26 protein-coding genes are annotated in these 25,798 nt (G+C 63.0%); 20 read left to right on the top strand and 6 right to left on the bottom strand.

Annotated features, from left to right (window positions below):
• Nucleotides 1–24 precede the first annotated feature (24 nt).
• A complete protein-coding gene (locus BJI47_RS12300) occupies nt 25–807 on the top strand; it encodes an MBL fold metallo-hydrolase (protein ID WP_088944001.1) in 783 nt (260 codons plus the stop codon).
• A 10-nt stretch (nt 808–817) separates the two neighbouring features.
• Here BJI47_RS12300 and BJI47_RS12295 read toward each other — a convergent pair whose 3' ends face one another.
• Both BJI47_RS12295 and BJI47_RS12290 read right to left on the bottom strand, forming a co-directional pair.
• Entirely contained in the window at nt 818–1,492 is a 675-nt protein-coding gene (locus BJI47_RS12295) for a Crp/Fnr family transcriptional regulator (RefSeq protein WP_019662947.1), read from the bottom strand.
• A 253-nt stretch (nt 1,493–1,745) separates the two neighbouring features.
• Complete coding sequence (locus BJI47_RS12290) at nt 1,746–2,006, bottom strand: hypothetical protein (RefSeq protein ID WP_088944000.1); 261 nt, start codon at nt 2,004–2,006, stop codon at nt 1,746–1,748.
• Nucleotides 2,007–2,167: 161 nt separating this feature from the next.
• Here BJI47_RS12290 and nth point away from each other — a divergent pair, with 161 nt between their 5' ends.
• From nth to BJI47_RS12270, 4 genes are read left to right on the top strand one after another with little or no spacing between them, the layout of a single operon-like run.
• On the top strand, nt 2,168–2,854 hold the full coding sequence (gene nth / locus BJI47_RS12285; RefSeq protein ID WP_254900566.1) for an endonuclease III: 687 nt from the start codon (nt 2,168–2,170) through the stop codon (nt 2,852–2,854).
• Nucleotides 2,851–3,525 (top strand): TlpA disulfide reductase family protein, encoded by a 675-nt coding sequence (locus BJI47_RS12280; RefSeq protein ID WP_088943998.1) that lies wholly within the window; start codon nt 2,851–2,853, stop codon nt 3,523–3,525. Before nth ends, BJI47_RS12280 begins: the two co-directional genes overlap by 4 nt.
• A complete protein-coding gene (locus tag BJI47_RS12275) occupies nt 3,522–4,235 on the top strand; it encodes a CoA pyrophosphatase (RefSeq protein ID WP_088943997.1) in 714 nt (237 codons plus the stop codon). Before BJI47_RS12280 ends, BJI47_RS12275 begins: the two co-directional genes overlap by 4 nt.
• Nucleotides 4,232–5,422, top strand: a complete 1,191-nt coding sequence (locus tag BJI47_RS12270; RefSeq protein WP_088943996.1) for a MarP family serine protease — start codon at nt 4,232–4,234, stop codon at nt 5,420–5,422. The genes BJI47_RS12275 and BJI47_RS12270 overlap by 4 nt, the downstream gene beginning before the upstream one ends.
• Nucleotides 5,423–5,447: 25 nt before the next feature.
• Here BJI47_RS12270 and BJI47_RS12265 read toward each other — a convergent pair whose 3' ends face one another.
• A complete protein-coding gene (locus BJI47_RS12265; protein ID WP_088943995.1) occupies nt 5,448–6,377 on the bottom strand; it encodes an alpha/beta fold hydrolase in 930 nt (309 codons plus the stop codon).
• A gap of 26 nt (nt 6,378–6,403) precedes the next feature.
• Nucleotides 6,404–6,907 (bottom strand): phage holin family protein, encoded by a 504-nt coding sequence (locus BJI47_RS12260; protein WP_088943994.1) that lies wholly within the window; start codon nt 6,905–6,907, stop codon nt 6,404–6,406.
• 253 nt (nt 6,908–7,160) lie between these two features.
• On the opposite strand from BJI47_RS12260, the gene BJI47_RS12255 reads away from it, so the two are divergent.
• The gene (locus tag BJI47_RS12255) at nt 7,161–8,528 is read left to right on the top strand and encodes an MFS transporter (protein WP_176224826.1); all 1,368 of its coding nucleotides are present in this window, start codon (nt 7,161–7,163) and stop codon (nt 8,526–8,528) included.
• 47 nt (nt 8,529–8,575) lie between these two features.
• Here the strand turns inward: BJI47_RS12255 and acs are convergent, their stop codons facing one another.
• A complete protein-coding gene (gene acs / locus BJI47_RS12250) occupies nt 8,576–10,522 on the bottom strand; it encodes an acetate--CoA ligase (RefSeq protein WP_088943992.1) in 1,947 nt (648 codons plus the stop codon).
• Between the two features lie 483 nt (nt 10,523–11,005).
• On the opposite strand from acs, the gene BJI47_RS12245 reads away from it, so the two are divergent.
• From BJI47_RS12245 to BJI47_RS12225, 5 genes are all read left to right on the top strand, one after another.
• Nucleotides 11,006–12,634: an ABC transporter substrate-binding protein gene (locus BJI47_RS12245; RefSeq protein WP_088943991.1), complete on the top strand. Its 1,629-nt coding sequence runs from the start codon at nt 11,006–11,008 to the stop codon at nt 12,632–12,634.
• 146 nt (nt 12,635–12,780) lie between these two features.
• A complete protein-coding gene (locus BJI47_RS12240; RefSeq protein WP_088943990.1) occupies nt 12,781–13,707 on the top strand; it encodes an ABC transporter permease in 927 nt (308 codons plus the stop codon).
• Nucleotides 13,700–14,662 carry an ABC transporter permease gene (locus tag BJI47_RS12235; protein WP_088943989.1) on the top strand — a complete coding sequence of 321 codons (963 nt, stop codon included), beginning with the start codon at nt 13,700–13,702 and terminating at the stop codon, nt 14,660–14,662. The genes BJI47_RS12240 and BJI47_RS12235 overlap by 8 nt, the downstream gene beginning before the upstream one ends.
• A 23-nt stretch (nt 14,663–14,685) precedes the next feature.
• Entirely contained in the window at nt 14,686–16,395 is a 1,710-nt protein-coding gene (locus BJI47_RS12230) for an ABC transporter ATP-binding protein (protein WP_217808538.1), read from the top strand.
• A gap of 61 nt (nt 16,396–16,456) precedes the next feature.
• Nucleotides 16,457–17,212, top strand: coding sequence for an oxidoreductase (locus tag BJI47_RS12225; RefSeq protein WP_088943987.1), 756 nt, complete (start codon nt 16,457–16,459; stop codon nt 17,210–17,212).
• Nucleotides 17,213–17,604: 392 nt separating this feature from the next.
• Here BJI47_RS12225 and BJI47_RS12220 read toward each other — a convergent pair whose 3' ends face one another.
• Complete coding sequence (locus BJI47_RS12220) at nt 17,605–18,438, bottom strand: HAD-IB family hydrolase (RefSeq protein WP_088943986.1); 834 nt, start codon at nt 18,436–18,438, stop codon at nt 17,605–17,607.
• 323 nt (nt 18,439–18,761) lie between these two features.
• On the opposite strand from BJI47_RS12220, the gene ssd reads away from it, so the two are divergent.
• The 9 genes from ssd (at nt 18,762) to BJI47_RS12170 (ending at nt 25,779) form a co-directional block, all read left to right on the top strand.
• Complete coding sequence (gene ssd, locus BJI47_RS12210) at nt 18,762–19,889, top strand: septum site-determining protein Ssd (RefSeq protein WP_254900564.1); 1,128 nt, start codon at nt 18,762–18,764, stop codon at nt 19,887–19,889.
• Nucleotides 19,886–21,067: a TadA family conjugal transfer-associated ATPase gene (locus BJI47_RS12205; RefSeq protein WP_176224825.1), complete on the top strand. Its 1,182-nt coding sequence runs from the start codon at nt 19,886–19,888 to the stop codon at nt 21,065–21,067. The genes ssd and BJI47_RS12205 overlap by 4 nt, the downstream gene beginning before the upstream one ends.
• Before the next feature lie 62 nt (nt 21,068–21,129).
• Nucleotides 21,130–21,861 carry a type ii secretion system integral membrane subunit gene (locus tag BJI47_RS12200; protein ID WP_254900563.1) on the top strand — a complete coding sequence of 244 codons (732 nt, stop codon included), beginning with the start codon at nt 21,130–21,132 and terminating at the stop codon, nt 21,859–21,861.
• Nucleotides 21,861–22,433: a type II secretion system F family protein gene (locus tag BJI47_RS12195; RefSeq protein WP_088944017.1), complete on the top strand. Its 573-nt coding sequence runs from the start codon at nt 21,861–21,863 to the stop codon at nt 22,431–22,433. The genes BJI47_RS12200 and BJI47_RS12195 overlap by 1 nt, the downstream gene beginning before the upstream one ends.
• Nucleotides 22,434–22,513: 80 nt before the next feature.
• Entirely contained in the window at nt 22,514–22,717 is a 204-nt protein-coding gene (locus BJI47_RS12190) for a DUF4244 domain-containing protein (RefSeq protein ID WP_088944016.1), read from the top strand.
• Between the two features lie 20 nt (nt 22,718–22,737).
• Entirely contained in the window at nt 22,738–23,034 is a 297-nt protein-coding gene (locus BJI47_RS12185) for a TadE family type IV pilus minor pilin (protein WP_088943982.1), read from the top strand.
• On the top strand, nt 23,031–23,378 hold the full coding sequence (locus BJI47_RS12180; RefSeq protein WP_088943981.1) for an Rv3654c family TadE-like protein: 348 nt from the start codon (nt 23,031–23,033) through the stop codon (nt 23,376–23,378). The genes BJI47_RS12185 and BJI47_RS12180 overlap by 4 nt, the downstream gene beginning before the upstream one ends.
• A 309-nt stretch (nt 23,379–23,687) precedes the next feature.
• Complete coding sequence (locus BJI47_RS12175; RefSeq protein ID WP_088943980.1) at nt 23,688–24,644, top strand: ABC transporter permease; 957 nt, start codon at nt 23,688–23,690, stop codon at nt 24,642–24,644.
• Nucleotides 24,637–25,779 (top strand): ABC transporter permease, encoded by a 1,143-nt coding sequence (locus tag BJI47_RS12170; protein ID WP_254900562.1) that lies wholly within the window; start codon nt 24,637–24,639, stop codon nt 25,777–25,779. The genes BJI47_RS12175 and BJI47_RS12170 overlap by 8 nt, the downstream gene beginning before the upstream one ends.
• Nucleotides 25,780–25,798 lie beyond the last annotated feature (19 nt).

The raw sequence follows: 25,798 nt of genomic DNA, 5'->3' as shown, positions 1-25,798 counted from the left end.
CTCTCTTCGTCCTAAGGTACGTCTATGACCCTTGCTCACCCTGCCTACGGAAAGCTTCGACAGGTGACCGACACAGCTTCTGTGTTGCTCGCCGACAATCCGGGCAAGATGACGCTCGATGGCACCAATACGTGGATCCTCCGCGCCCCTGGCAGCCAAGACTGCGTCGTCGTCGACCCCGGTCCGAAAGATTCCGAGCATCTCGACGCGGTTGCCGGGGTTGGCAACGTGGTTCTCGCGCTTGTCACCCATCGGCATTGGGACCACACGGCAGGGCTGAAGAGGTTTCACCGCAAGAGTGGCGCGCCGATCCGAGCCTTCGAGTCCAAGTACGTCCATGGCGACACCTCACCGTTGACCGACGGAGAGGTGATCGTCGCGGCCGGCCTGTCCATCTCGGTACTGGCGACGCCGGGGCACACAGCCGATTCGCTGTGCTTCGTCCTCGATGATGCCGTCCTGACCGGTGACACCATTCTGGGACGCGGAACTACGGTGCTCGATCCGAAAGACGGCACCCTCGCCGACTACCTGGACTCGCTCGACCGTCTCGAAGAAGTGGGTGAGGGCAAGGTGGCTCTGCCCGGGCACGGCGCCGAGATCGCCGATTTCCCCGAGGTAGTGCGGTTCTATCGAAAACATCGACTCGAACGGCTGGCCCAAGTTCGTGCAGCACTGCACGAACTTGGTGCCGATGCGAAGCCGATGCAGGTGGTCAAGCATGTTTATTCGGATGTGGACAAGAAGCTGTGGCCTGCAGCCCGCATGTCGGTCAAAACACAGTTGGCATACCTACGCGAGAACTAGCTCTGCACTTCTAGCGTGCTCGGCGAGCGAGGCGCTCGGAGTCCGAGATCAGCACGCTCTTGCCTTCTAGGCGCAGCCATCCGCGGTGCGCGAAATCGGCCAGTGCCTTGTTCACGGTCTCACGCGACGCGCCGACGAGCTGGGCGATCTCTTCCTGCGTCAGGTCGTGGGTGACGCGGAGTGACCCGGCTTCCTGAGTCCCGAAGCGCTGTGCGAGCTGAAGTAGTGCTTTGGCGACGCGTCCAGGCACATCGGTGAAGATGAGGTCCGCGAGGTTGTTGTTGGTACGACGGAGGCGGCGGGCCAGCACGCGAAGAAGCTGCTCGGCAATCTCCGGACGCTGATCGATCCACGCTTTCAGGGCATCGCGGTCCATGCTGACGGCACGAACTTCGGTGACCGTGGTCGCCGTGGACGTACGTGGGCCGGGGTCGAAGATCGAGAGTTCACCGAACATGTCCGACGGACCCATGATGGTCAGCAGGTTCTCGCGACCGTCGGGCGAGCGGCGGCCGAGCTTGATCTTGCCGGAAACGATGATGTACAGCCGATCACCCGGCTCGCCCTCGTTGAAGACCACATGTCCTCGGGGGAAATCGACCGGCTGCAATTGCTTGGTCAGCGCTGCTACCGCAGAGGGTTCGACTCCTTGGAAGATGCCGGCCCGTGCCAGGACGTCGTCCACTTGCGCTCCTTTTAGGATGTCGTCGATTCAGTTTCCCGAGTCGACAAGGCGTTTCACACGGCGTGGGGTCCGCACCCGAAGGCCAGCAACGCCACACCAATAATTGAACATGACAAGAATCTCGGTGAAGTCTACTTCGCCGAGTCCGACATCGAGTGATCGACGCCACGGAACCGCCGAGGATAATCTGCGGGCCAAGGCTAGTTCACCGAAACTTCATCTCGAAACGGGCATGCCGGGCGATACGGACCGCTCAACTAGCGCGCTGGTCCACCAATGCGCCTGAATCCTTCACCACGTGGGGGCGCTTCTTACGGTTATTGAGCTTGTCGAGGGCGTGCGGGAACCCGTCGTTGGCGAGCGTTGCCACCTCGGAACTACTGGCCTGATCGAGAAACTCCACGACGTCGTGCTCATGAACCGCCAGCTTGCTCAGTTTGCCTTCCACGCGCTCCATAGCGAGCGAGAAGAGCATCAGGAGTACTGGAAAAAGCACCACGGCGAGTCCTTGCATACGGGGAAGTTAACACCGAAAAAGTCTCGATAAGAACACAGAGCGAATTAGATGCCGATTCTTGTCCGTACAGTTGTGGAGTGGATTCGACAGCCTCGAAGGTCTTCGACGTGCGTAAACGCGAAGAGACAAGACTTGGGCTCGTCAGGCGCGCCCGCCGGATGAATCGGGAGCTGGGGAGGGCGTTCCCGCATGTCTACTGCGAACTCGACTTCACCACCCCCCTCGAACTTGCCGTCGCAACGATCTTGTCGGCCCAGTGCACCGACAAACGCGTCAATCTCGTCACGCCTGCATTATTCGTGAGATATCGCACTGCGCGCGACTACGCCGAAGCGGACAGAACGGAACTGGAGGAGTACATCCGCACAACCGGTTTCTTCCGCAACAAGACGAACTCACTGATCGGCCTCGGCGCGGCTCTTCTCGAGCGGTTCGACGGGGAAGTTCCAGCCAACCTGAAGGACCTGGTGACGCTGCCCGGCATCGGCCGTAAAACGGCCAATGTGGTACTCGGAAATGCATTCGACGTTCCCGGCATCACCGTCGATACCCACTTTGCTCGACTCGTTGGACGCTGGCAGTGGACGGACCTGGAAGACCCGGTCAAGATCGAACACGCCGTCGGCGAGCTCATCGAGCGCAAGGAATGGACACTGCTCTCACACCGGGTGATTTTCCATGGACGCCGCGTTTGTCACGCCCGGAAGCCTGCCTGCGGGGTGTGCATTCTGGCCAAGGATTGCCCGTCCTACGGAATCGGACCGGTGGACAAGACGCAGGCCGCCGCTCTGGTCAAGGGGCCGGAGACCGATCATCTGCTCGCGCTCGCCGGAATCACACCGTGAATAAATCTGCACTGCGCTGGTCGTTGGTAGCACTGATCGTCGTCGTCGGGATGATCTACGCCCTGTGGCCGCGCGATACGAGCCCCGGTCTGCAACCCCCGGTCGGTGGCCTCGCGACCGGCCAAGGGCCCACCGTGGGATCCCCGGGCGGTTCCTTCGATTCCACCGAGGGGCTCGCCTCGTTGCGGGAGCGGGCGCAGCTGGCGCCGTGCCCGACTCCAGGTCCGGGAGCACCCGCACCGGCAGGCCCGTTGACGGGAATCGTCCTCGGGTGTGTCGCAGACGGAAGCAGTATCGACGTCGGTCACGCACTGACAGGTAAGCCCGCCTTGATCAATCTGTGGGCGTACTGGTGTGGACCGTGTGCGGAGGAACTTCCCTATCTTCAGCAGTACGCCGACAGTGTGGCCGGCCGCCTGACCGTCCTCACCGTTCACCAGGACCGCAACGAAGGCAACGGCCTCGCCAAGCTCGCCGACTACGGTGTATCGCTGCCCGGTGTCCAGGACGAAGCCGGCCGCATAGCAGCCGCCGTCGGCGCGCCGCCCGTCCTCCCGGTATCGATTCTGATCGACGCGGATGGCAATGTCGCCAAGGTGCTGCCGCAACCGTTTCGAAGTGTCGAAGAGATAGCAGATGCAGTCGAGAACGATCTCGGACTCGCACGATGAGCGCCCCGGAGTGGCTTCGCGGTGTCGTCGAGGCGGTCGGCGGTGAACGAGGCTTGCTGGATACGACAGGCATCAACCCGGTACTGCAGCGCACTGCCGCCGCCGGTGAGTCGACGCGTCCGGCATCGGTCCTCGTACTGTTCGGTGGCTCGCCCGAGCCGGACCACACCGCGCGGGGCGGACTTCCCGCCGACGCCGATGTGCTGCTGACCCAGCGAGCGTCGACGCTGCGCCAGCACGGCGGACAGATCGCGTTCCCCGGTGGCGCCACGGACCCCGGCGACGTATCACCGGTCGCGACAGCTCTGCGTGAAGCCGAGGAAGAGACCGGTTTGGATCCTGCAGGTGTGCAACCGCTCGCGACGATGCCGGGCATCTATGTGCCGCCGTCACGATTCGACGTCGTCCCAGTGCTTGCGTACTGGCGAAGGCCGAGCGACGTCCGGGTGGTCGACACCGGCGAGTCCGCCCGAGTGGTTCGGGTGCCGATCCGAGCACTACTGGATCCCGACAACCGTTTCCAGGTCCGCCACCCGGCGGGCTATCAGGGTCCGGCCTTCGCCGTCGACGGAATGCTGGTGTGGGGTTTCACAGGCGGTATTCTGGCGGGCCTGCTCGCAGTGTCCGGCTGGGAGACCGAGTGGGACATTGGCGACATTCGTGATCTGGAGGCCAGCTTGGCAGCTGTAGGAGCGGGGCTCGATCAGTGAGCGGGTCCGGTTGGGTAGATCTCGTCGTTCTCGCGGTGGCGTTGCTGGCAGCGATGTCGGGATGGCGACAGGGTGCAGTGGCGTCGGCGTTGGCATTTCTTGGTGTCGTACTCGGTGCCGTCGCGGGAATTCTGATCGCGCCGCATGTTCTGTTGCACGTCGACGGCGCTCGGATGCGAGTATTCGTCGGAATCGCGCTGATCGTGGTGTTGGTGATCGTCGGCGAAGTGTCGGGGATGGTGCTCGGCCGTGCGTTACGCAGCGGAATCCATTCACGTGGCGCTCGATCGGTGGACAGTGTTGTCGGCGCCGGCCTGCAAGCTATGGCCGTCCTCGCTGCAGCGTGGTTGCTCGCTATTCCGTTGACGTCGTCTTCGCAGCCCGAGGTTGCCGGCGCGGTTCGTGGCTCCAAGGTGCTGGGCAAGGTCGACGAAGTGGCCCCACAGTGGCTTCGTGAAGTACCCAAGGAATTCTCGGCGCTGCTCGACACCTCGGGGCTTCCCGACGTCATCGGACCGTTCGGCAAAACCCCGGTAGCGGAAGTTGCCGAACCGGACCCAGCGATGCAGGCGAACCCCCTGGTGGATCAGTTGCACGCCAGCGTCCTCAAGGTCAGCGGCCTGGCTCCGAGCTGCCAGAAGGCGTTGGAGGGTTCTGGATTCGTCGTAGCCCCCGAACTTGTGATGACCAACGCGCATGTCGTCGCCGGCACCGAAGGGGTCACCGTCGACTCGGTAGGCACGGTGTTCGACGCCCAGGTCGTGCTCTTCGATCCCCGGGAAGATGTGGCGATCCTGCGGGTACCGGGTCTTCGCGCTCCTGTGTTGAACTTCGCGCCCGACCCGGCCGTGACCGGAGACAGCGCACTGGTCCTGGGATACCCCGGCGGTGGGCCGTACACGGCAAGCCCTGCCCGCATCCGAGAGACGCTGAACTTGAAAGGCCCGGACATCTACCGAACCGGAACGGTCCAACGCCAGGTCTACACCGTGCGGGGAAGCGTCCGGCAGGGCAATTCGGGCGGGCCACTCGTCGCAGAAGACGGGCAGGTCCTCGGACTGGTCTTCGGTGCCGCCGTCGACGATCCCGACACCGGATTCGTGCTCACCGCACCCGAGGTATCCGACGAGCTTGCGCAGAGCCTCGAGAGCCCGGTCGCAGTCGGAACAGGCAACTGCATTCTGTAGATCGAGTGTGGGAGGTGCGTTGAACCTAGAGCGCCAACAAGTCCAGCAACTGGGCGGTGACCTCGGCAGGCGATTCTTGATGTGCATAGTGACCGGCCCCGAGCACGGTGTGTAAGCGCTGATCAGGGGCCCAGCGAGTCTCGGTGGCTACCGATCGAGGTAGCACGTACGGATCGAGTTCTCCTCGGATCTGGAGTACCGGAACGCGCAACGGGGTGTCCATGGCCTGCATGAACTTTCGTCCGTCGGAACGAAACTGACTCCGAAATGCCCATCGTTGGTACTCCAAGGCGCAATGTGCCGCTCCTGGAATGCACATCGCCGAGCGCATCTGCTTCGCTGCCTCGACGAACTCGTCCGAGTCCCACCAGATCGCGCCAGATCGCGCTCGGAGGAGCTGCTCGACGGCGGCGCCGTTGTGTTTGGTCAGCGTGCGTTCGGGCACCAGCGGCACCTGGTATCGCAAGAACTGCGGGAGCAGTGCGGCTCGCTGGGCCTTGTTGCGCAGGACTGCCCGGCGCAGCGCGACGGGATGCGGCGACCCGACCAAACCGATCGATCGGACCATTCGTGGATGCAGCGCGGCAGTAGCCCAGCACACCAGACCGCCATCGGCGTGACCGACGAGAGTCGCCTCGCCGTATCCCAGCGCTCGGATCAAGCCGACGACATCGCCGGCCAGCGTCCACCCGTCGTATCCACGCGGTGGCTTGTCGGTGTCTCCGTATCCACGGAGGTCGACAGCCACAGCGCGGAACCCTGCCTCGGTCAGCGACGTCACTTGGTGACGCCACGACCACCAGAAATCTGCGAAGCCGTGCAGTAGAACTACCAGCGGGGCATCGGCCGGCGCGTCGTCGGTCTCGACTACGTGGAACCGGATGCCGTTGGCATGAATGTCGCGATGTGTCCACGGACCGGCGAAACGAACGGAGGACGGATCAGGCCGACTCATTCTTTCTTGCCCCGCTACCGACGTCGCTATTGCTTGTACCCGGGAATTGCCGGTGTCGACTCGTGCTGGTGCGGCAGGACGGTCGAGGCCTGCTTGAGCGACTCGATCGTCTTCTCCGGCTTACGGAGCTTCTTGACCCGCCGATACCCGAGGAACCCGAGCAGGGCAGCCACGAGCAGCATGAAAACGAAGACGATGAGGAAGGCGGCCCATCGCGGCAACCAGATATCGAGCGTCTCGGCCAAGAAGAAGAAGAAGAAAAATGCGCTGAAGACGACGACAGCGAGAGCCAGGATGAAGAAGAGGCTGCCCTGTAGACCCTTCTTGATCTCGCCTGTGACCTCGGCCTTGGCTAGTGCTACCTCGGCGCGGACCAGCGTCGACACCTGCGTCGTCGCGTCCTTGACAAGGTTTCCGATGCTGCCGGTGCCTGGCGCGCGCTGGTCTACTTCCGTCAGTGGAATGGACGAAATCGTATTCGGCACCCCGTCCGGATAGGCACTGCCATTACCGCGATTGGTCACGCTCAACTTCTCGACCCCTCCACTTGCTGGTGCTGATTGGTTCCGAGATGTCGTCTTGCGACGCCGTCTCGACTGCTTTCTTCGGACAACACTAGTGCCGACCGGACGCACTCCGCCTCGCAGTCGCAGCTAGCCCTGTGATGGCGCTCTCAGATTATCGGTGAACGCTTCGGCGGTGAAACCGGGCGTCGCCTGTAATTCTCAGGTTTTCATCAGGTAATTTGCGTTCTACGTACCCCCCTCTTCAGGAGTCCTAACCGTGAGCACTACCTCGGCCGTCCCAAGCGATGGCACCGCTGCTGCCCCGGAGGTACCACGGTCTCGCATCGTCGTCGCATCCATGGTCGGCACGTCGATCGAATTCTTCGACTTCTACATCTACGCGACCGCCGCAGTGTTGGTCTTTCCCAAGCTGTTCTTCCCCGCCGGTAACGAGACGACCGCGCTGCTGGCGTCGTTCGCGACGTTCGGACTCGCTTTCGTTGCACGCCCCATCGGATCGGTCCTGTTCGGCCATTTCGGCGACCGCATCGGCCGCAAAGCGACGCTCGTCGGCTCACTGCTGACGATGGGGGTGGCGACCTTCGCGATCGGATTGCTACCCACCTATGCGGCGGCAGGATTGTGGGCGCCGGCACTGCTCGCGATCATGCGGTTCACGCAGGGTGTCGGACTCGGCGGCGAGTGGAGCGGCGCAGCGCTGCTCGCGACCGAAACAGCCAAGCCCGGCAAGCGTGCCTGGGCCGCGATGTATCCGCAGTTGGGTGCACCGATCGGTTTCTTCTTCGCCAACGGGATCTTCCTGCTGTTGGTCGTCATCACCGGCTACGACTCCGCAAACTCCGCAACGGATCACGCATTCCTCACGTGGGGGTGGCGCGTGCCGTTCCTGCTGAGCGCCGTCATCGTCATCATCGGTCTGTACGTGCGACTCAAACTGGAAGAGACGCCGGTGTTCAAGCTGGCCGTCGAGCGTGGGCAGAAGGTGAGGACTCCTCTCGCCCAGGTCTTCCGTACAAGCTGGCGCCAGCTGATCCTCGGCACGTTCGTCATGCTCGCCACCTACACGCTCTTCTACATCATGACGACGTGGGTGGTCAGTTACGGCACCGGCAAGGTCTCCGACGCGGGTGGCCCGAAGATCACCATCGCGTACACCGACTTCCTCGAGCTTCAGCTGATCGCAGTGCTCTTCTTCGCCGCACTGATTCCGGTGGCAGGTTTGCTCGCCGACAGATACGGTCGGCGCCCGACCCTCATCGTCATCACGATTGCGATCATTGTGTTCGGTCTGTCGTTCCACTGGTTCGCTGCCCCGGAAAGCGCGACGGCCGGTCGGATGCTCGTGTTCATGTGCATCGGACTCGGATTGATGGGTCTTACCTTCGGTCCGATGAGTGCCGTTCTGCCCGAACTCTTCCCGACCAACGTGCGATACACGGGATCGGGGATCTCGTACAACACGGCGTCGATCCTCGGCGCGGCAGTGGCGCCGTTCATCGCGACCTGGCTGGTGAGCAGCTATGGCGTCGGATGGGTCGGGGTCTACCTGGCGGTCGCTGCGGTTCTGACGTTGGTCGCGTTGATCCTCATGAGGGAAACCCGCGATCAATCACTGACGGACTAGACGTGAATGGGCATACATCCCAAGGATGTATGCCCATTCAACGGTCGCTAGCGACCCTTCTTGATCGAATCGAAGACCTTCGGATCGACGAGAGTCGAGACGTCACCGAGTTCGCGGCCTTCGGCGACATCACGCAGCAGGCGTCGCATGATCTTGCCGGAGCGAGTCTTGGGGAGCTCGGGAACGATCGAGATCTCGCGGGGGCGAGCGATCGGCGAAATCTCTTTCGACACCTGAGCTTTGAGCTCCGCGATCAGTTCATCGCCGGTGTTCTCGATTCCTGCGCGCAGGATCACGAACGCGACGATGCCTTGACCGGTGGTCTCGTCAGCGGCACCGACGACTGCAGCCTCGGCGACACCGTGATGGCTCACGAGCGCTGATTCCACCTCGGAGGTGGAGATCCGGTGGCCGGAGACGTTCATGACGTCGTCGACGCGTCCGAGAACCCATAGAGCGCCGTCCTCGTCGTACTTGGCGCCGTCGCCCGCGAAGTACCAGCCTTCTTCGGCGTAGCGGGACCAGTACGTGTCCTTGTATCGCTCCATGTCACCCCAGATGCCGCGAAGCATCGCCGGCCACGGCTCATCGAGGACCAGATATCCGTTGCCGCCGTTGCCCAGTGGCTTGGCGTCGTCGTCGACGATCTTGGCGGAGATCCCGGGAAGTGGGGTCATCGCCGAACCGGGCTTGGTGCTCGTGACGCCCGGCAGCGGCGAAATCATGATCGCACCGGTCTCGGTCTGCCACCAGGTGTCGACGATAGGTGCCGTGCCACCACCGACGACGTCGCGGAACCAACGCCACGCCTCCGGGTTGATCGGCTCGCCGACGGAGCCGAGCAGCCGGATCGAGGTGAGGTCGTGTGCCTCGGGAATTTCCTTGCCCCACTTCATGAATGTGCGCACGAGGGTGGGGGAGGTGTAGTAGATCGACACCTTGTACTTCTCGATGACATTCCAATGCCGGTGCTCGTCCGGGGAATTCGGCGTTCCCTCGTACACGACCTGCGTAGCGCGGTTCGAGAGTGGACCGTAGACGATGTACGAATGGCCGGTGACCCAACCGACGTCGGCGGTGCACCAGTAGACGTCCTTGCCCGGCTTGTGGTCGAACACATTGTGGTGCGTGTACGAGGTCTGAGTCAGGTAGCCACCGGAGGTGTGCACGATGCCCTTCGGCTTACCCGTCGTGCCGGAGGTGTAAAGAATGAACAATGGGTGTTCGGCCGGGAACGGCTGAGCCTCGTGCTCCTTCGATGCCTGAGCGACGCTCTCGTGCCACCAGATGTCGCGGCCTTCGGTCCAGGTGACCTCGGAGTCGGTCCGCTTGACGACCAACACATGTTGGATCGATTTTGCACCGTCGACGGCGGTGTCGACGGTGTCCTTGATCGGCGCGGGCTTACCTCGTCGCCACTGCCCGTCCGTGGTGATGACGAGTTTGGCTTCGGCGTCGTCGATGCGTGAACGCAGTGCCGTGGCGGAGTAGCCGGCGAAGACGACGGAATGCATCAGGCCCAGTCGTGCGCAGGCGAGGATCGAGATGATGGCCTCGGGGATCATCGGCATGTAGATGGCGACGCGGTCGCCGGAGACGAGTCCGAGGTCGGTCAGGGTGTTGGCCGCTCGACTGACCTCTGCGAGCAGGTCGGCGTAGGTGAGGTCGCGGCTGTCACCGGGTTCGCCTTCCCAGTGAATGGCAACCTGTTCGCCGTGGCCGTCGAGGACGTGGCGGTCGACGCAGTTGTAGGCGACGTTGAGCTCTCCGTCGGCGAACCATTTGGCGACTGGCGCATCCGACCAGTCGAGCACCTCGGTGAACGGAGTATGCCAGTGCAGTCGGCGTGCCTGCTCGGCCCAGAACTCGAGACGGTCCTTGGCGGCGACGTCGTAGAGATCTGCTGTGGCATTCGCCTGCGCGGCGAATTCTGCAGACGGCGGGTAGGTCTCCTCGGCGGCGGTGTCGTGGTCACCAGAGGTACTGGTCGTCATCTCGAATGGCTCTCTTTCGTCGTGGTTCTCTTCGCGCTCGGGCAGCTACTTATGCCATCACGAACGAGCTGAACAGTCGCTCTGCAGCCTCCGCGCGAGCCCTTGTGAGGGTAGTCACATGTGAGGGCTGTCGCATCGTTGCATCCGCCTGCAACCCTCTGATCTGCGGTGATCGGTAGGTTCCGAGCGGTGGGCGGTACTGCACACTGCACGATCGGAGGGGTTGGCGGGAGATCGCTCTCACCCCGTGGGAATTCAGTTGCCGAATCGTTTCGAACATGTTGCGTACTCGGTCCGAGCGTTCGTTGTTTCTGGGGGAGTTCACAGGTTCGTTTCAGGGTGTGTCTAAAGTTTGGACCATTGGATCGTTGCTTCGGCTCATCGAGCTGTGGCCGGCGGTCGCCCCACATACCCCCGTGGGCGTGACGCCCCGGGGTCGATCACGGCTGACACTGTGGTCAAACCAAAGATGGAGGATTTGTCTTGCGCAGAACACGCATCGCGACGGCTGCAGTGGCAGTGGTCGTGGGAGCGGCGCTGGTGACGGCGTGCTCATCGAGTGATTCGACCAGCGGCGGTGGGTCCGGAGACGGCGCCGCAATCATCAACGCGTGGAGTGGTGAGCCGCAGAATCCGCTGGTTCCCACCAATACGAGTGAAAATACCGGTGGACGGGTCGTGGACTCGATCTTCGCCGGGCTGGTTTCCTACACCCCCGAGGGCGGTATCGAGAACGAGGTCGCCGACTCGATTGATTCCGCCGACGGCCAGAACTACACCGTGACGTTGAAGGACGGCTGGGAGTTCACCAACGGCACGCCGGTGACAGCGAAATCCTTCGTCGACGCATGGAACTACGGTGCGCTTTCGACCAACGCGCAGCTGCAGGGGTCGTTCTTCGATCCGATTCTCGGCTACGACGAGGTCGCTGCCGAGAACCCGACGGTCCAGACGATGTCCGGCCTGAAGGTCGTCGACGACAAGACTTTCACCATCGAGCTCAAGCAGCCCGAGGCGGCGTTCCCTGATCGTCTCGGCTTCGCCGCGTACTACCCGCTGCCCGAGGTCGCATACGCCGACATGGCAGCGTTCGGGGAGAACCCGATCGGCAACGGACCGTACATGTTCGCCGCCGAAGGCGCCTGGCAGCACAACGTCCGCATCGATCTGGTGACCAACCCGGATTACGACGGCAACCGAAAGCCCGCCAACGGCGGCATCAACTTCATGCTCTACAGCAACCTCGACACCGCATACACGGATCTTCTGTCGAACAACGTCGACGTCCTCGACAACGTTCCTTCCAGTGCCGTGACGACGTTCGAGTCGGATTTGCCCGGCCGTACGGTCAATCAGCCGTCCGCGAGCATTGAAACATTCACCATCCCGGGTCGTCTGCCGCACTTCGGTGGCGAAGAGGGTGTGCTGCGTCGTCAGGCGATCTCCAAGGCGATCGATCGCGATCAGATCACCAAGCAGATCTTCAACAACACCCGCACGCCTGCAAAGGATTTCACCAGCCCCGCCATCGAAGGCTGGACCGGGGATCTCAGTGACGTCGACAACGTCGAGTACGACAAGGACGGCGCCAAGGCACTGTGGGCACAGGCCGACGCCATCGCACCGTGGTCCGGTAGCTTCGCCATCGCGTACAACTCCGATGGCGGACACCAGGAATGGGTCGACGCAGTCAGCAACAGCATCCGCAACACGCTCGGTATCGAGGCACAGGGTGCTCCCTACCCGACGTTCGCGCAGCTGCGGACCGAAGCCACCAACCGCACCATCCCGACGGCGTTCCGTTCGGGCTGGCAGGGTGACTACCCGCAGCAGTACGGCTTCCTTGCCCAGAACTACCAGACCGGTGGCAGCTCCAACGACGGCGAGTACTCCAACCCCGAGTTCGATCGTTTGCTGCGTGAGTCGGCAAGCGAGACCGACAAGGACAAGGCGCAGGACCTGATCAACCAGGCACAGGAAATCCTCCTGAACGATCTGCCTGCAGTACCGACCTGGTACCGCAACGCAGCCAGTGGCTGGTCGGAGAACGTCACCAACGTCAAGATCGGTTGGGACGGAATCCCGATCTACAACCAGATCGAGAAGAACTGATCTTTTCTCACGGCTCTTGATTCAGACGAGCAGGGCAGTAGGCCCGTTGCCTACTGCCCTGCTCGTCTGCTTGCCTCGCTCGCCTCGTACGACGCCCACGCTGAATACCGCTGTGACGTCCACCTTCCTCCTAAGGAGGTGATCCGGTGCTCTGGTACATCGGACGCCGATTACTTCAGATGGTCCCCGTTTTCATCGGGGCCACATTCCTGATCTACGCAATGGTCTTCCTGCTCCCAGGGGACCCGATTGCTGCGCTCGCCGGAGACAAGGCGATCAGCCCCGCGGTGGCCGACCAGCTGCGCGCACGCTACAACCTCGATGAGCCGTTCATCGTGCAGTATCTGCTCTATCTCAAGGGCATCTTCACCTTCGATTTCGGAATGTCGTTCTCGGGTCGACCGGTCAGTGAGGTTCTGCTGCAAGCGTTCCCGATCACCGCGAAGCTTGCTGCCATGGCGCTCGTCATCGAGGGTGTCTTCGGTGTCGGCTTCGGTCTCATCGCCGGTCTGCGTAAGGGCAAGCTGTTCGACAGCTCGGTCCTCCTCGTCAGCCTCGTCATCATCGCCGTCCCGATCTTCGTAATCGGCTTCCTCGCACAGTTCTTCATCGGGATCAAATGGGGAATAGTGCCTCCCACTGTCGGAGGCAACACGAGTTTCAAGAACCTGCTGCTGCCGGCGTTCGTGCTCGGTTCGGTGTCGTTCGCCTATGTGGTCCGGTTGACCCGTACTTCCGTGGCAGAGAATCTCAGCGCCGACTTCGTCAGAACAGCGACAGCCAAGGGCCTTTCGCGCAGGCGGGTCGTCAACGTCCACGTACTACGTAACTCGCTGATTCCCGTCGTCACGTTTCTCGGTGCCGATCTTGCTGCACTCATGGGTGGCGCGATCATCACCGAGGGAATCTTCAACATCAACGGCGTCGGTGGCACCATCTACCAGGCGGTCATCAGGGGCGAGGCACCCACGGTCGTCTCCTTCGTGACGGTCCTGATCGTGGTCTACCTCATCGCGAATCTCGTCGTCGACCTCCTGTACGCCGCGCTCGACCCAAGGATCCGCTATGCCTGAGACGATTACACCCAAAGGCGGACGCGAGGTCCGTCAAGCACGATTCGTGGAATCCGAAGAAGTTGTCGACGTCAGCCAGACCGACGCCGTGAACATCGACGAGGCTCCCACGAGTATCTGGAAGGATGCTTGGCACAGCCTGCGCAAGCGTCCGATCTTCATCATCTCGGCCTTCATCATCTTCGTCGTCATCTTGGTCGCAGCGCTCCCGAGTCTGTTCACCGATACCGATCCACGCTATTGCGACCTGGCGTTCAGCATGCAGGGCCCCGGATCCGGCCACATCTTCGGATTCGACCGTCAAGGCTGCGACATCTACTCCCGAGTCATCTTCGGCGCGCGGGCGTCGGTGGTCACCGGCGTGGGCGTCACGTTCCTGGTAGTCATGGTCGGAGTTCTCTTCGGTGCCTTCGCGGGTTTCTACGGCGGCTGGGCAGACTCTCTGCTGTCACGGTTGACGGACATCTTCTTCGGTGTCCCGCTCATCCTCGCTGCGATCGTCCTCATGCAGTTGTTCACCGACCGGACGATCTTCACCGTCATCGTGGTGCTGGCGTTGTTCGGCTGGCCGCAGATGGCTCGTATCACTCGTGGAGCGGTGTTGTCGGCCAAGAGCAACGACTACGTCATGGCATCTCGCGCTCTCGGAGTATCGAAGGTGCGCACCTTGATTCGGCATGTCCTGCCGAACTCGATGGCGCCGATCATCGTCATCACGACGATCTCTCTCGGTACCTTCATCGTTGCCGAGGCCACCCTGTCGTTTCTCGGTATCGGTCTACCGCCGACCGAAGTGTCCTGGGGTGGCGACATCAGTGCAGCCCAGGTCACCCTTCGCCAGGGATCGACGATTCTGTTCTATCCCGCTGCCGCGCTGGCGATCACAGTGTTGGGCTTCATCATGATGGGCGATGCACTACGCGACGCCCTCGATCCCAAGGCTCGGAAGCGATGAGCGAACACGAAGGAGAAGTTGCGATGAGTGAGCAGCCGTTGCTCGACATCAAGGACCTCGAGGTGTCGTTCCAGTCCAATTCCGGTGCGGTACCAGCTGTTCGCGGTGTCAGCTTGACGGTCTATCCCGGCCAGACGGTCGCGATCGTGGGCGAGTCCGGCAGTGGCAAGTCCACGACCGCGCACGCGATCATCAATCTCCTCCCGGGCACTGGCAAGGTGACCGCAGGCGAGATCTGGTTCGACGGAAAGAATCTGACGACCGCGAAGGAGAAAGACTTCGTCGCGATCCGCGGAAGCCAGATCGGGGTGGTCCCGCAGGATCCGATGTCGAACCTGAACCCGGTGTGGAAGATCGGCTACCAGATCGAAGAAGCTTTGGCGGCCAACGGAATCGCCAAGGGAAAAGCGGCACGAGCCCGGGCTGTCGAGCTGCTCGACGAGGCTGGGTTGACGGACTCGGAGAAGCGTGTCAATCAGTATCCGCACGAATTCTCCGGTGGTATGCGTCAGAGGGCGCTGATCGCAATCGGATTGTCCGCGCGACCCAAACTGTTGATCGCCGACGAGCCCACCTCCGCTCTCGACGTCACGGTCCAGCGTCAGATTCTCGATCACCTCGAGGGATTGACGAAGGAACTGGGCACAGCAGTTCTGCTCATCACCCACGACCTCGGCCTCGCCGCTGAGCGGGCATCGCACCTGGTCGTCATGAGCAAGGGCCGAATCGTGGAATCGGGTCCCGCACTGGAAATTCTGCAGAATCCGCAGCATGCTTACACCCAGAAGTTGGTCGCCGCGGCGCCGTCGCTTGCGTCGCAACGGCTGAAGTCCTCGGTGGTGCGTGGGGACATCGTCGCGCACGCGAAGCAAGCTGCCGAGGAAGTGGTCGCCGAGAAGACCGTCCACGGTGAAGGCGACTTCGAACCAGTAAAAGATACTGTGCTCGTGGTCGACAAGCTGACCAAGGAGTTCAAGCTTCGTGGTGGCAGCCCCTTCAAAACGACGGCGTTCACTGCCGTCAAGGACGTCTCGTTCACCGTTGCCCGTGGTACGACGACTGCCATCGTCGGTGAATCGGGATCCGGTAAATCGACTGTGGCGCAGATGGTTCTGGGCCTGCTGGAACCGACCGCCGGATCCGTCGAGTTCGACGGACGTGACGTAGCGGGTTTGAACAACAAGGATGCCTTCGCGTTCCGGCGTCGTGTACAGCCGATCTTCCAGAACCCCTATGGATCGCTGGACCCGATGTACTCGATCTACCGCACCATCGAGGAGCCGCTGCGGACTCACAAGGTCGGTAACAAGAAGGAACGCGAGGCTCGCGTCCGTGACCTGTTGGACAAGGTGGCACTGCCGGCATCGGTCATGCGGCGATTCCCGAACGAGCTGTCAGGTGGACAGCGTCAACGCGTAGCCATTGCGCGCGCTCTGGCTCTCTCGCCGGAGATGGTGATCTGCGACGAGGCGGTGTCGGCCCTCGACGTTCTCGTGCAGGCGCAGATTCTGTCCTTGCTGAACGATCTGCAGGCAGAGCTCGGTCTGACATATCTCTTCATCACGCACGACCTTGCCGTCGTGCGACAGATCGCCGACGACGTGCTCGTCATGCGATCGGGAGAGATCGTCGAGGCAGCCACGACCGACGAGGTGTTCGACAACCCGCAGCAGGAGTACACGCAGCGACTGCTCGCCGCCATCCCCGGCGGTTCGGTTCAGCTCGGCGTATAGCGATCGGCTGGGGCAGTCCGGCGAGTCTGCCCTTGCCCGCGAGGGGGTACCGTCGCCTATCGTGACGGACCCTCTCGCCCCGCTGCTCGAACTCCCCGGTGTCATCGACGCCGCCGAACGAGCCCGCGACGCACTCGGAGCAGTACATCGGCACAAGACGAACCGTCGGGGCTGGCCTGCCACGGCAGCCGAGGCTGCAGTGCGTGCCGCTCGATCGTCGTCCGCCCTCGACGGTGGGTCGATGGACTTTCCGCGCGAAGGTGAAGACGGCGACCCGATTCTGGCAGGTGCTTTGCGGGTAGGTGCGGCGCTGGACGGGGATGCGCTGTCGATCATGCTCTCGACATGGAAGAGCGCGCCGCTTCAGGCACTCGCTCGACTCCATCTACTTGCCGCGGCGGATTTGGTCGAGGACCAGTCCGCACTCGGGCGACCACGTTCGGACGGCGGGATCGGTGAGCGGTTGGACTTCCTGGCCCAGCTGGTCACCGGTGGATCCTCCGCGCCGGCACCGGTCATTGCGGCGATCGTGCACGGTGAGCTGTTGACGTTGAAGCCGTTCGAGTCGGCCGATGGTGTCGTTGCTCGGGCAGCGTCTCGGCTCGTGGCCGCGTCTTCAGGTTTGGACCCGCACAATCTCGGAGTACCCGAAGTGAGTTGGCTGCGCCGATCGCAGGCCTACCGAGACGGAGCGGCAGGGTTCGCTTCCGGTACTGCCACCGGTGTCGGCAGCTGGGTCATCCTCTGCTGCGGTGCACTCGAGGCCGGGGCGATGGAAGCGACGTCGATCGCTGAGGCTGCAGGCTCCGACAAGTAACAGTTTGCCGGCGTACGGACGCCTGTGTCGACACATTAAAAGGGCGGCGCCGCCGACCTGAGTCGACTTCGCCGCCCGTTAGCACGGACTGCCGGGTTACCAAGCGTGCATTGGTGGGCTGTCACGATCGCTAGGATCGCATGGCCTCGGCGACGGTCCGATGAGGTAGGAGGTCATCCCTGCAACCGGTGCAGGGTTCTTGCTGCTACATCCCGAATCTCGCAGACCCACAGCGCTTTTGCCATGTCAGCGGCGAGCTCAGCGTGGGTGCCTGGTGTCCGTGCTGGGAATCGCGGTCGGGAGAGGGAACCTTCTCTTCCGGTTCGATCTTGGCCTTCCGTTCTTCCGTAAGTCCTTTGTACCCCGTGACGGCGCTCACAGCAAGGGGTGTGTCACGGTTTTCTTCTCAGCAACCCGTAGGTAACCGCTCCGGCCAGCAGCGCACTGAAAAAGACTGCGGCACTTGCCGCCACGGTTGTACCCGATGGAGCTTGGATACGTGATCGAAGTGAGACCGGATTGGAAAAAGTCAGAATTGGCCAGCCGAGCGACGCGGCCTCCTTGCGGAGCGCACGATCGGGATTGACGGCAGTCGGATTGCCGACGGCGTGAAGCATGGGGAGGTCGGTGATCGAGTCCGAATACGCGAAACATCTTGACAGGTCGTAACTTCGGGACTCGGCGAGCGCGTTCATCGCTTGGACCTTGCCCTCACCGTAGCAGTAGAAGGCAACGGTTCCGTTGTATCGGCCGTCCTCGACCTCCATCTGCGTGGCGGTGCTGAAGTCTGCGCCGAGTGCTTCGGCGATCGGACCGACGATTTCCTCGCCGGATGCCGAGACGATCACGATGTCGTGTCCGCGAAGTTTGTGGTCTGCGATCAAGTCCGCGGCTTCGGCGAACACCAACGGATCCACTATGTCGTGCAAGGTTTCTGCAACGATCGAACGTATTTGCTCGACGTCCCAGCCGGCGGACATTGCGGCGATATGGGCTCGCATTCGCTCCATTTGGTCGTGATCGGCACCCGCTAACAGGAACAGGAATTGCGCATAGCTACTTTTCAGTACGGCTCGCCTGTTTATCAGCCCCTGATCGAAGAATGGTTTGCTGAAGGCGAGCGTGCTCGACTTGGCGATGATCGTCTTGTCCAGGTCGAAGAACGCGGCGATTTTTCCGACTGGGCGGTGGGATTCGGCGTTATCGATGCCGGCGCTGGTGGTCACAGACTTCACAATAGAGCGTCGGTTTCTTTCCGGCGATTTCCCGGTTTGTCTCACTGTGTAAGAACGAAGGTTGAACTTGCAAACACCGTCGTCGCCAGGTGTAGTATCGACCTGTCCGGATTCGTCCGGGCAAGTTCAGCCCGACCCCCCGGGGCTGAACTCGACGACCCTCGCCTCCTCCCCCCTGGCGAGGGTCGTCCTCGTTGTAGGGGAACGTGTGAATCTGGTACGGATGTACACGATTTCGTCCACACGCTGCAAGTTATCCCCATTCGCCGCCAACGCTGTTTTCTCCGAGCGCAATTCGTTGCAGGCTCGCACTCATGGAATTTCAGGACATGTCGCCGACTCGGCGCCCGATCGTGCTGTCCACCGGCGACCCCGTGCTGCGGGACGAAGTGCTCAGGATCGCTGCAGCGGCCGAATGCACTGTGCTGGAAAGGGACTTACCAGTCGGTATTGCCGGTCCGGGAACTCCGCCGAGCAGGATCGAGTGGGATGAAGCCGACGCGATACTCCTCGACGTCGACCACGCTCGCGACGCCTCGTCCCGAAGACTGCCTCGTCGCGACGCGATCTTCGTAGTGGGCCGAGGAGAACCCGGCGTCGAGCAATGGCGTGCTGCCACGGCCGTCGGAGCTTCGCACGTACTGGGACTACCGCAAGACGAAGCGACGTTGATCGGGCTTCTCGGAAGGGAACACGACCGGACCGAGGGCGACGGCGGAGTCATCACCGTCGTCGGCGGCCGGGGCGGTGCCGGAACGTCGACGCTCGCGGTGGCGTTGGCACTGTCGGCGTCCGCGGCAGGATCTCGAACGCTGTTGGTCGACGGTGACAGCTACGGTCCAGGACTCGATCTCCTGCTCGGCTGGGAGGAACAGCGGGGCCTGCGATGGCCCGGACTCGTCGTCGAGGCAGGTCGAATTTCCAGTGACGCCCTACACCGTGCGTTGCCGTCGAGCGGCTCGTTGGCCGTCCTGTCGGCCGGGCGAGCGGACTCGGGATCCTCGGGCCTGGACGCAACGGCATGTGCCGCGGTGGTAGACGCCGGACGCCGATCCGGAGATCTGGTCGTGTGCGACGTGCCACGTCACCCCGGCCCGCACACCGACGTATTCCACGACGCCGCGGACCTGGTGGTGTTGGTAGTTCCCGCCGAGATCGGCGCCGTCGCGGGCTCCGAGAACCTCCTCGGCTACCTGCGCGGACGTAACTCGAACGTCGGACTGGTCGTGCGAGGGCCCGCGCCAGGGGGATTGCGCGGCACCGATATTGCCGAGGCCCTCCGGTTGCCACTGCTGGCCACGATGCGACCCGAGCCAGGATTGGCGCAGCGCATCGAACGCGGAGGGCTGGGCCTCGGACGTCGATCGCCTCTCACCGATGCTGCGGTGTCGATTCTCGCGACGTTCGCACGCAAGCCGGCGCCGAGGCGGTGGGCGGCATGAGCGCCGTCGTCACGCCGGAGTTGTTGGACCGTGTTCGCGACCGGCTTGTCCACACGACAGGTGAGCCGACGCCCGCGTTGGTCGCTGCAGCCATCAGAATCGAAGCGGGCGGGGTACTGAGCGATACCGATCTCTTGGCGGCTCTCCGTGTCCTGCAGACCGAGTTGACCGGTGCCGGGCCGTTGGAGACGCTGCTACTCGATGCCAGTGTCGCCGACGTTCTGGTCACGGCGCCGGACGAGGTATGGGTCGACCGTGGCGCGGGACTCGAGCGCGCTGATATCCGTTTCGCCGACGAGGCCGCGGTACGACGTCTCGCGCAGCGGCTGGCCCTGTCCGCGGGCCGACGGCTAGACGATGCTCAACCGTGGGTCGACGGGCAGCTACCCGGAGTGGGCGACGGCACTTTCGGTGTTCGACTGCATGCGGTGCTGTCTCCCGTCGCGCGAGGCGGTACCTGTCTGTCGTTGCGCGTGTTGCGCCCGACCACCCAGGGGCTCGCAGCTTTGGCAGACCGTGGAGCACTCGAGCCGAGTGCTCTCGCTCTGGTGAAGCGGATCATCGAGGCGCGCTTGGCATTTCTGGTCATCGGCGGCACCGGCGCAGGGAAGACCACGTTACTGGCTGCCATGCTGGGCGAGGTCGCGCGCAGCGAGCGCATCGTGTGCGTCGAGGATGCTGCCGAGTTGGCGCCGTCGCATCCACACGTCGTTCGAATGGTTGCTCGGGCGCCCAACGTCGAGGGCGTCGGCGAGGTCACCGTTCGGCAGCTTGTTCGTCAAGCGCTGCGGATGCGGCCGGACCGGCTCGTTGTCGGAGAGGTCCGCGGCGCAGAGGTCGTCGACCTGCTCACCGCGCTCAACACCGGTCACGACGGCGGAGCGGGCACGATTCACGCCAACTCTCCCGCCGAGGTGCCCGCACGCCTGGAAGCTCTTGCTGCACTGGGTGGTTTGGACCGCGCGGCTCTGCACAGTCAACTCGCGGCCGCGGTGCAGGTGGTCTTGCATGTGCATCGCTCGTTCGATGGCCGGCGACGGTTGCGTGAAATTGCAGTGGTCGTCCCCGATGATTCCGGTCGCGTGCAGATGGTGTCCGCGTGGAGTGTGGACGGCGGTGTGCACCGTGGCCGAGAACGGCTGGACGCACTCCTCAGGCAACGGTTGGCGCGGTTGTGACCGCGTTGGGTGTTCTATGCTGCGCGGTAGCACTTCTGGTGCTACCGCGTCCACGAGTGCGAGTGCCGTCATTGGTGCTCGGCAAAGTCGTTCGCGTCGATCGAACGCACTCTCGGGCACTGGGTCTCGCGTCGATGGTAGCGGTGGGGTCAGTCCTTGCCGTAGTGGCGGGTGGCCTGCATGCTCTCTGTGCCGCCATCATCGTCAGCGCAACGGTGGCCCTTCGGAGAAAGAAAGGTCAGCGGCGGAGATCGCATCGCAGTGAGCTCGACTCGCTCATCGCTGGACTCGACGTCGTCATCGGTGAGCTCCGAGTCGGTTCGCATCCGGCGTTGGCCTGTGCGAGTGCTGCTGCCGATTGCAGTGGAAGCGTGGCTCTCGCCTTCGGAAGTGCTGCTGGGCGTGCGCGTCTCGGTGGTGATGCGTGTGCTGGCTTGCTTGTCGAGGATTCTCCGGTCCGCGTGGAACTCTCGCGATTGTCCGAAGCCTGGCACATTGCCGACACCCGCGGATTGGGGCTTGCCGAACTGCTCGGCGCAGCGCGGCAAGACTTGTTGGGTAGGAGTCGATTTCGCGATCGAACCGAGGCGAGCCTGGCAGGTGCCCGTGCGACTGGAACGGTGTTGTCGGGTCTGCCGGTCCTCGGCGTCATCCTTGGTCAATTCATGGGGGCGTCCCCGATCGGTGTGCTGTTCGGCGGAGGCTTGGGCGGGGCCCTTTTGGTGCTCGGCTCGATGTTGGCGTGCGCCGGGCTGATGTGGACCGATGCGATCACCGAAAAGGTGTGCCGGTGATGTGGGTGGCGGCGGTGTGCGCGGCAGCGTCTCTCTTGGTGATTCCGGCGGCTCCCAAGTACGTCTTTCGTATCGCGCCCAAGGAGCCTCTCGGCGAGAGGGGCGGAGACGACACCGACATCGCCGATCCCCATTCGGTCGCGACCACGTTCGATCTGTTGGCGGCATGTTTGCGCGGCGGGCTTCCGGTGGGTATCGCAGCTGCTGCGGTATCCGAGTCGACGAACGAACCCTTCGCCCGGGCATTGCGGACCACCGCAGACCTACTCGCGCTGGGCGCGGACCCCGCCGCCGCGTGGGAGCCAGTAGCCGCCAGGCCCGACATCGAGTCGCTGGCGCGAATGGCGCGGCGATCGGCGAGATCGGGAGCGTCGTTGGCGCAGGGGATTTCCGAGCTTGCCGAGGCTCAGCGTGCACAGACCGAGGATTCGTCGGCAGCCGCAGCCGAACGTGCAGGGGTGTTGATCAGTGGGCCGCTCGGCCTGTGCTTTCTGCCGGCGTTCGTATGCCTCGGGATCGTTCCCGTCGTCATCGGACTCGCCGGGAACGTACTGGGTGGGGGACTGCTGTGAGCACCCAGGGATCGCTGTGACGCGACACAGAGGATTCCGAGGCGGAACCGCCGTCTCGGAGGTCGAGGGAGGGAATGGGCATGGTGCACAGGATGGTTCGAGAGTTGCAGATGAGATTGATCTTGGCCGCGGCCGAGGACGATGGAATGTCTACGGCAGAGTACGCAATCGGCACGATCGCCGCTGCCGCGTTCGGAGCGATTCTCTACACCGTGGTGACGGGCGATTCGATCGTAGGTTCGTTGACCGGAATCATCGACCGAGCACTCAATACAGCTGTGTAGCCGACGACGGCGCCGTGACGGTGGAGGCGGCCATCGCCGTCGCGTCCATCGTCGCGGTCGTCGTGACCTGTATCGGCGCGATACTTGCTGTGTCGATGCATGTCCGGTGTGTGGATGCGGCGCGGGAGGCCGCTCGATCGGCGGCCAGGGGTGATGCGGTATCGGTTGCCCATTCGGTGGCGCCGGGCGGGGCGCAGATCACCGTCACCGAGCACGACGGGTACGTGACAGCCCGCGTGCAGTCCGATACTCCGTTGCCGGGTTTGACGGTCAGCGCCGAGGCCGTCGCTGCGATCGAACCGGACGCTGTGGAATGACGGTGTCCAGCGAGGAAGGCGGCGTGACGGTTCTAGCTGCAGCTGCACTGGCCGCATTGCTGGTAGTCGTGGTGGCGATCGTTCACGTCGGCTCGGCGGTCGGTGCCCGGCATCAGGCCCAGTCGGCTGCGGACCTGTCTGCTCTCGCGGCAGCCGGGGAGTTGAACCGAGGCGTCGGGGATGCGTGTGCGGCGGCGCGGGTGATCGTAGGCCGCTCGAAGGGAGAGGTGACGGACTGCGTCGTCGAAGGCTGGGACGTAGTGGTCACTGTGACGATCACTTTGCCACTCGGGCGATTCGGGATCGCCGACGCGGTCGCGTCGGCGCGGGCGGGGCCGGCGTGACGGTGTCGATGGGGACGCAATCACGTAGAGGGTGTGCTCGGTGGCGACGCCTGGCTTGACTCGGTTTCCTTCGTGACTCAGCCGATCTTGGGCAGTCCCGAACAGTGAGACTTAGCCTTTGCGATGTGTGACAGCAGTCATAATGAGACGCACGGAACAGTGAATGCTGTCGTTCCACGGTTCGGCGCTGTACCAACTCGGTGCCGGCGAATACCCACCCAAGACTTTGTGGCCGCAAGCGCGTCCAGCTGAGCAAACGTATCGAAGTGAGGATGAACGGATGAACAGAGAAAGGGGGCAACGCCAGCAATGACCAAGGTTGTGTTCAAAAAAATTGGCGAGCTGATTGCTGTGCTGTTCGTCGTCAGCCTCGGCACGTTCGGACTTGTATCGCTGATACCCGGTGACCCGTCGGTGGCGGCATTAGGTGAGGGTCGTACCCCTGAGGAGTACGCCCAGGCACGTCTCGATATGGGCTTGGATGATCCGTTCTCGAGCCGCTACTGGGATTGGCTCTCGTCCGCTCTGCAGGGCGATCTGGGCCGTTCGCTGGTTCCGCCGCAGTCGGACGTGATGGAGCGCATCGTCGCAGCGCTGCCGGTGAGTGTGCAGTTGGCTGTCATGGGGATGGTTATCGCACTGGTGGTATCGATTCCGTTGGCAATGTGGTCCGCGCGCCACAGTGGCGGCCTGGTCGACCGTGTCATCAGTGCCACCACATTCGGCGTCTTGTCGATCCCATCGTTCCTGTCCGGCCTGCTGCTGATCATGCTGTTCGTCAACACCCTCGGCTGGTTCCCGCGCTCCCAGTGGGTGCGTGTGTCCGAGGGGGGACTTGCCGACAACCTGTACCACGCGATCCTGCCGGCGGTCACGATCAGCCTCCTGGAAATGGCGATGTTCCTGCGCATCTTGCGCAGCGACCTGATCACGACCCTGCAAGAGAACTTCATCCTGGTATCCAAAGCGAAGGGCACCTCGAACCTGAGGTTGCTGATCTCCGATGCGTTCCGTCCCTCCTCGTTCTCACTGATCACGATGCTCGGCCTGGTGCTGGGCTCGATGATCGGCTCCACCGTCATCATCGAGACGCTGTTCTCGCTGCCGGGGATGGGTTCGCTGATCGTGCGCGCCGCCCAGCAGGGTGATATGCCGATGGTGCAGGGAGCGGTACTGGTGATCGCGTTCATCTACGTGGTGGCCAACGGCATCATCGATATCTCCTATGGATATCTCGACCCGAGGAGCCGACGAGCCCATGTCTAATATCTCCCACCCCGACCTCAACGACCCCGATCAGGCCATGCCCGCGACGGCACAGGGCGCCGCGGTGATCGTCACCGATCCGGTCGTGAAGGACCCCGCTGTCGCGGCCGCCACCGACGGCACGGTCGGACGTCGAAACCTCTACGTACGCGGCGGAATTCTGCTGGCGATCGGCGTGATCGCTTTCGGTTTCGCGCTGGGCGCGGGTCCGGTCGTGATGGCTGTGCGCATCGTGGTCGGCATCATCGGCCTGATGGGTATCTACATGGGCTTCCGTCGGATCGGGCTGGCCCGTTTCGGCCCGGACTTCGATCTGACGTTCGTGATTTCATGCGTGTGGCTGGCGTTGATCATCGGCGTAGCAATCATCGCGCCGCTGTTGCCGTTTGCTGAGCACGAGGACACCTCCAAGACTCTCGGATCCAAGGGTTACGCCCCGCCGGATCTGTTCTCCAGCCACCCGCTGGGGACGAACAACTTCGGCCTGGACCTGCTTGCGAGGTCCATCTACGGTGCACGGTCCTCGCTCGTGGTCGCGGTCGGCGCTGTGCTGATCGGCATCATCATCGGAGGCGCGATCGGCATCCTCGCCGGCTACTTCGGCGGGAAAGTCGACTCGATCATCGGAATCTTGACGAACTCGCTGCTCGCAGTACCCGCATTGATCCTGCTGATCGCGTTGGCGTCGGTGCTCAAACCGAACCTGCGCAACATCGCGTTGGCACTGGCGGTGCTTGCGGTGCCGTCGATGATTCGAATAGCGCGGGCGAACACGTTGACATTCGCTCAACGTGAATTCGTCCTCGCGGCCCGCGCGATGGGTGCAAGCCGCTGGCGGGTGATGGTGCGCGAGCTTGCTCCGAACGTGGCGCTGCCGCTGGCCTCGCTCGGCATGGTGATGATCTCGGTGATGATTGTCGCCGAGGCATCGCTGAGCTTCTTGGGTCTCGGCATCCAGCCGCCGATCCCGACGTGGGGAAACATGATCGCCGAAGGTCAGGGCGGGGTGTTCGAGAAGCACGCGTTCGTCGTACTGGTCCCGGGCATGTTCCTGTTCTTGACAGTGTTCTCGTTCAACATTGTCGGCGAAAAGGCGCAGAAGGCCACCGGCGGCTCACGCCAGGCAAAGCTGTGACGGCGAGAGCGGACAGTGT

The sequence above is a fragment of the Rhodococcus sp. 1168 genome, assembly GCF_002091955.1.
GTDB lineage: Bacteria > Actinomycetota > Actinomycetes > Mycobacteriales > Mycobacteriaceae > Rhodococcoides.
The sequence above is the reverse complement of the archived record's forward strand: the minus strand, read 5'-3'. Positions and strand labels throughout refer to the sequence as shown.

Coding starts and splice junctions, on each gene's coding strand:
- BJI47_RS12190 (WP_088944016.1), top strand. CDS start 22,514: ATGGTGCACAGGATGGTTCGAGAGTTGCAGATGAGATTGATCTTGGCC.
- BJI47_RS12290 (WP_088944000.1), bottom strand. CDS start 2,006: ATGCAAGGACTCGCCGTGGTGCTTTTTCCAGTACTCCTGATGCTCTTC.
- BJI47_RS12265 (WP_088943995.1), bottom strand. CDS start 6,377: ATGAGTCGGCCTGATCCGTCCTCCGTTCGTTTCGCCGGTCCGTGGACA.
- BJI47_RS12300 (WP_088944001.1), top strand. CDS start 25: ATGACCCTTGCTCACCCTGCCTACGGAAAGCTTCGACAGGTGACCGAC.
- BJI47_RS12235 (WP_088943989.1), top strand. CDS start 13,700: ATGCCTGAGACGATTACACCCAAAGGCGGACGCGAGGTCCGTCAAGCA.
- BJI47_RS12170 (WP_254900562.1), top strand. CDS start 24,637: ATGTCTAATATCTCCCACCCCGACCTCAACGACCCCGATCAGGCCATG.
- BJI47_RS12175 (WP_088943980.1), top strand. CDS start 23,688: ATGACCAAGGTTGTGTTCAAAAAAATTGGCGAGCTGATTGCTGTGCTG.
- ssd (WP_254900564.1), top strand. CDS start 18,762: ATGGAATTTCAGGACATGTCGCCGACTCGGCGCCCGATCGTGCTGTCC.
- BJI47_RS12275 (WP_088943997.1), top strand. CDS start 3,522: ATGAGCGCCCCGGAGTGGCTTCGCGGTGTCGTCGAGGCGGTCGGCGGT.
- nth (WP_254900566.1), top strand. CDS start 2,168: ATGAATCGGGAGCTGGGGAGGGCGTTCCCGCATGTCTACTGCGAACTC.
- BJI47_RS12230 (WP_217808538.1), top strand. CDS start 14,686: ATGAGTGAGCAGCCGTTGCTCGACATCAAGGACCTCGAGGTGTCGTTC.
- BJI47_RS12205 (WP_176224825.1), top strand. CDS start 19,886: ATGAGCGCCGTCGTCACGCCGGAGTTGTTGGACCGTGTTCGCGACCGG.
- BJI47_RS12180 (WP_088943981.1), top strand. CDS start 23,031: ATGACGGTGTCCAGCGAGGAAGGCGGCGTGACGGTTCTAGCTGCAGCT.
- BJI47_RS12195 (WP_088944017.1), top strand. CDS start 21,861: ATGTGGGTGGCGGCGGTGTGCGCGGCAGCGTCTCTCTTGGTGATTCCG.
- acs (WP_088943992.1), bottom strand. CDS start 10,522: ATGACGACCAGTACCTCTGGTGACCACGACACCGCCGCCGAGGAGACC.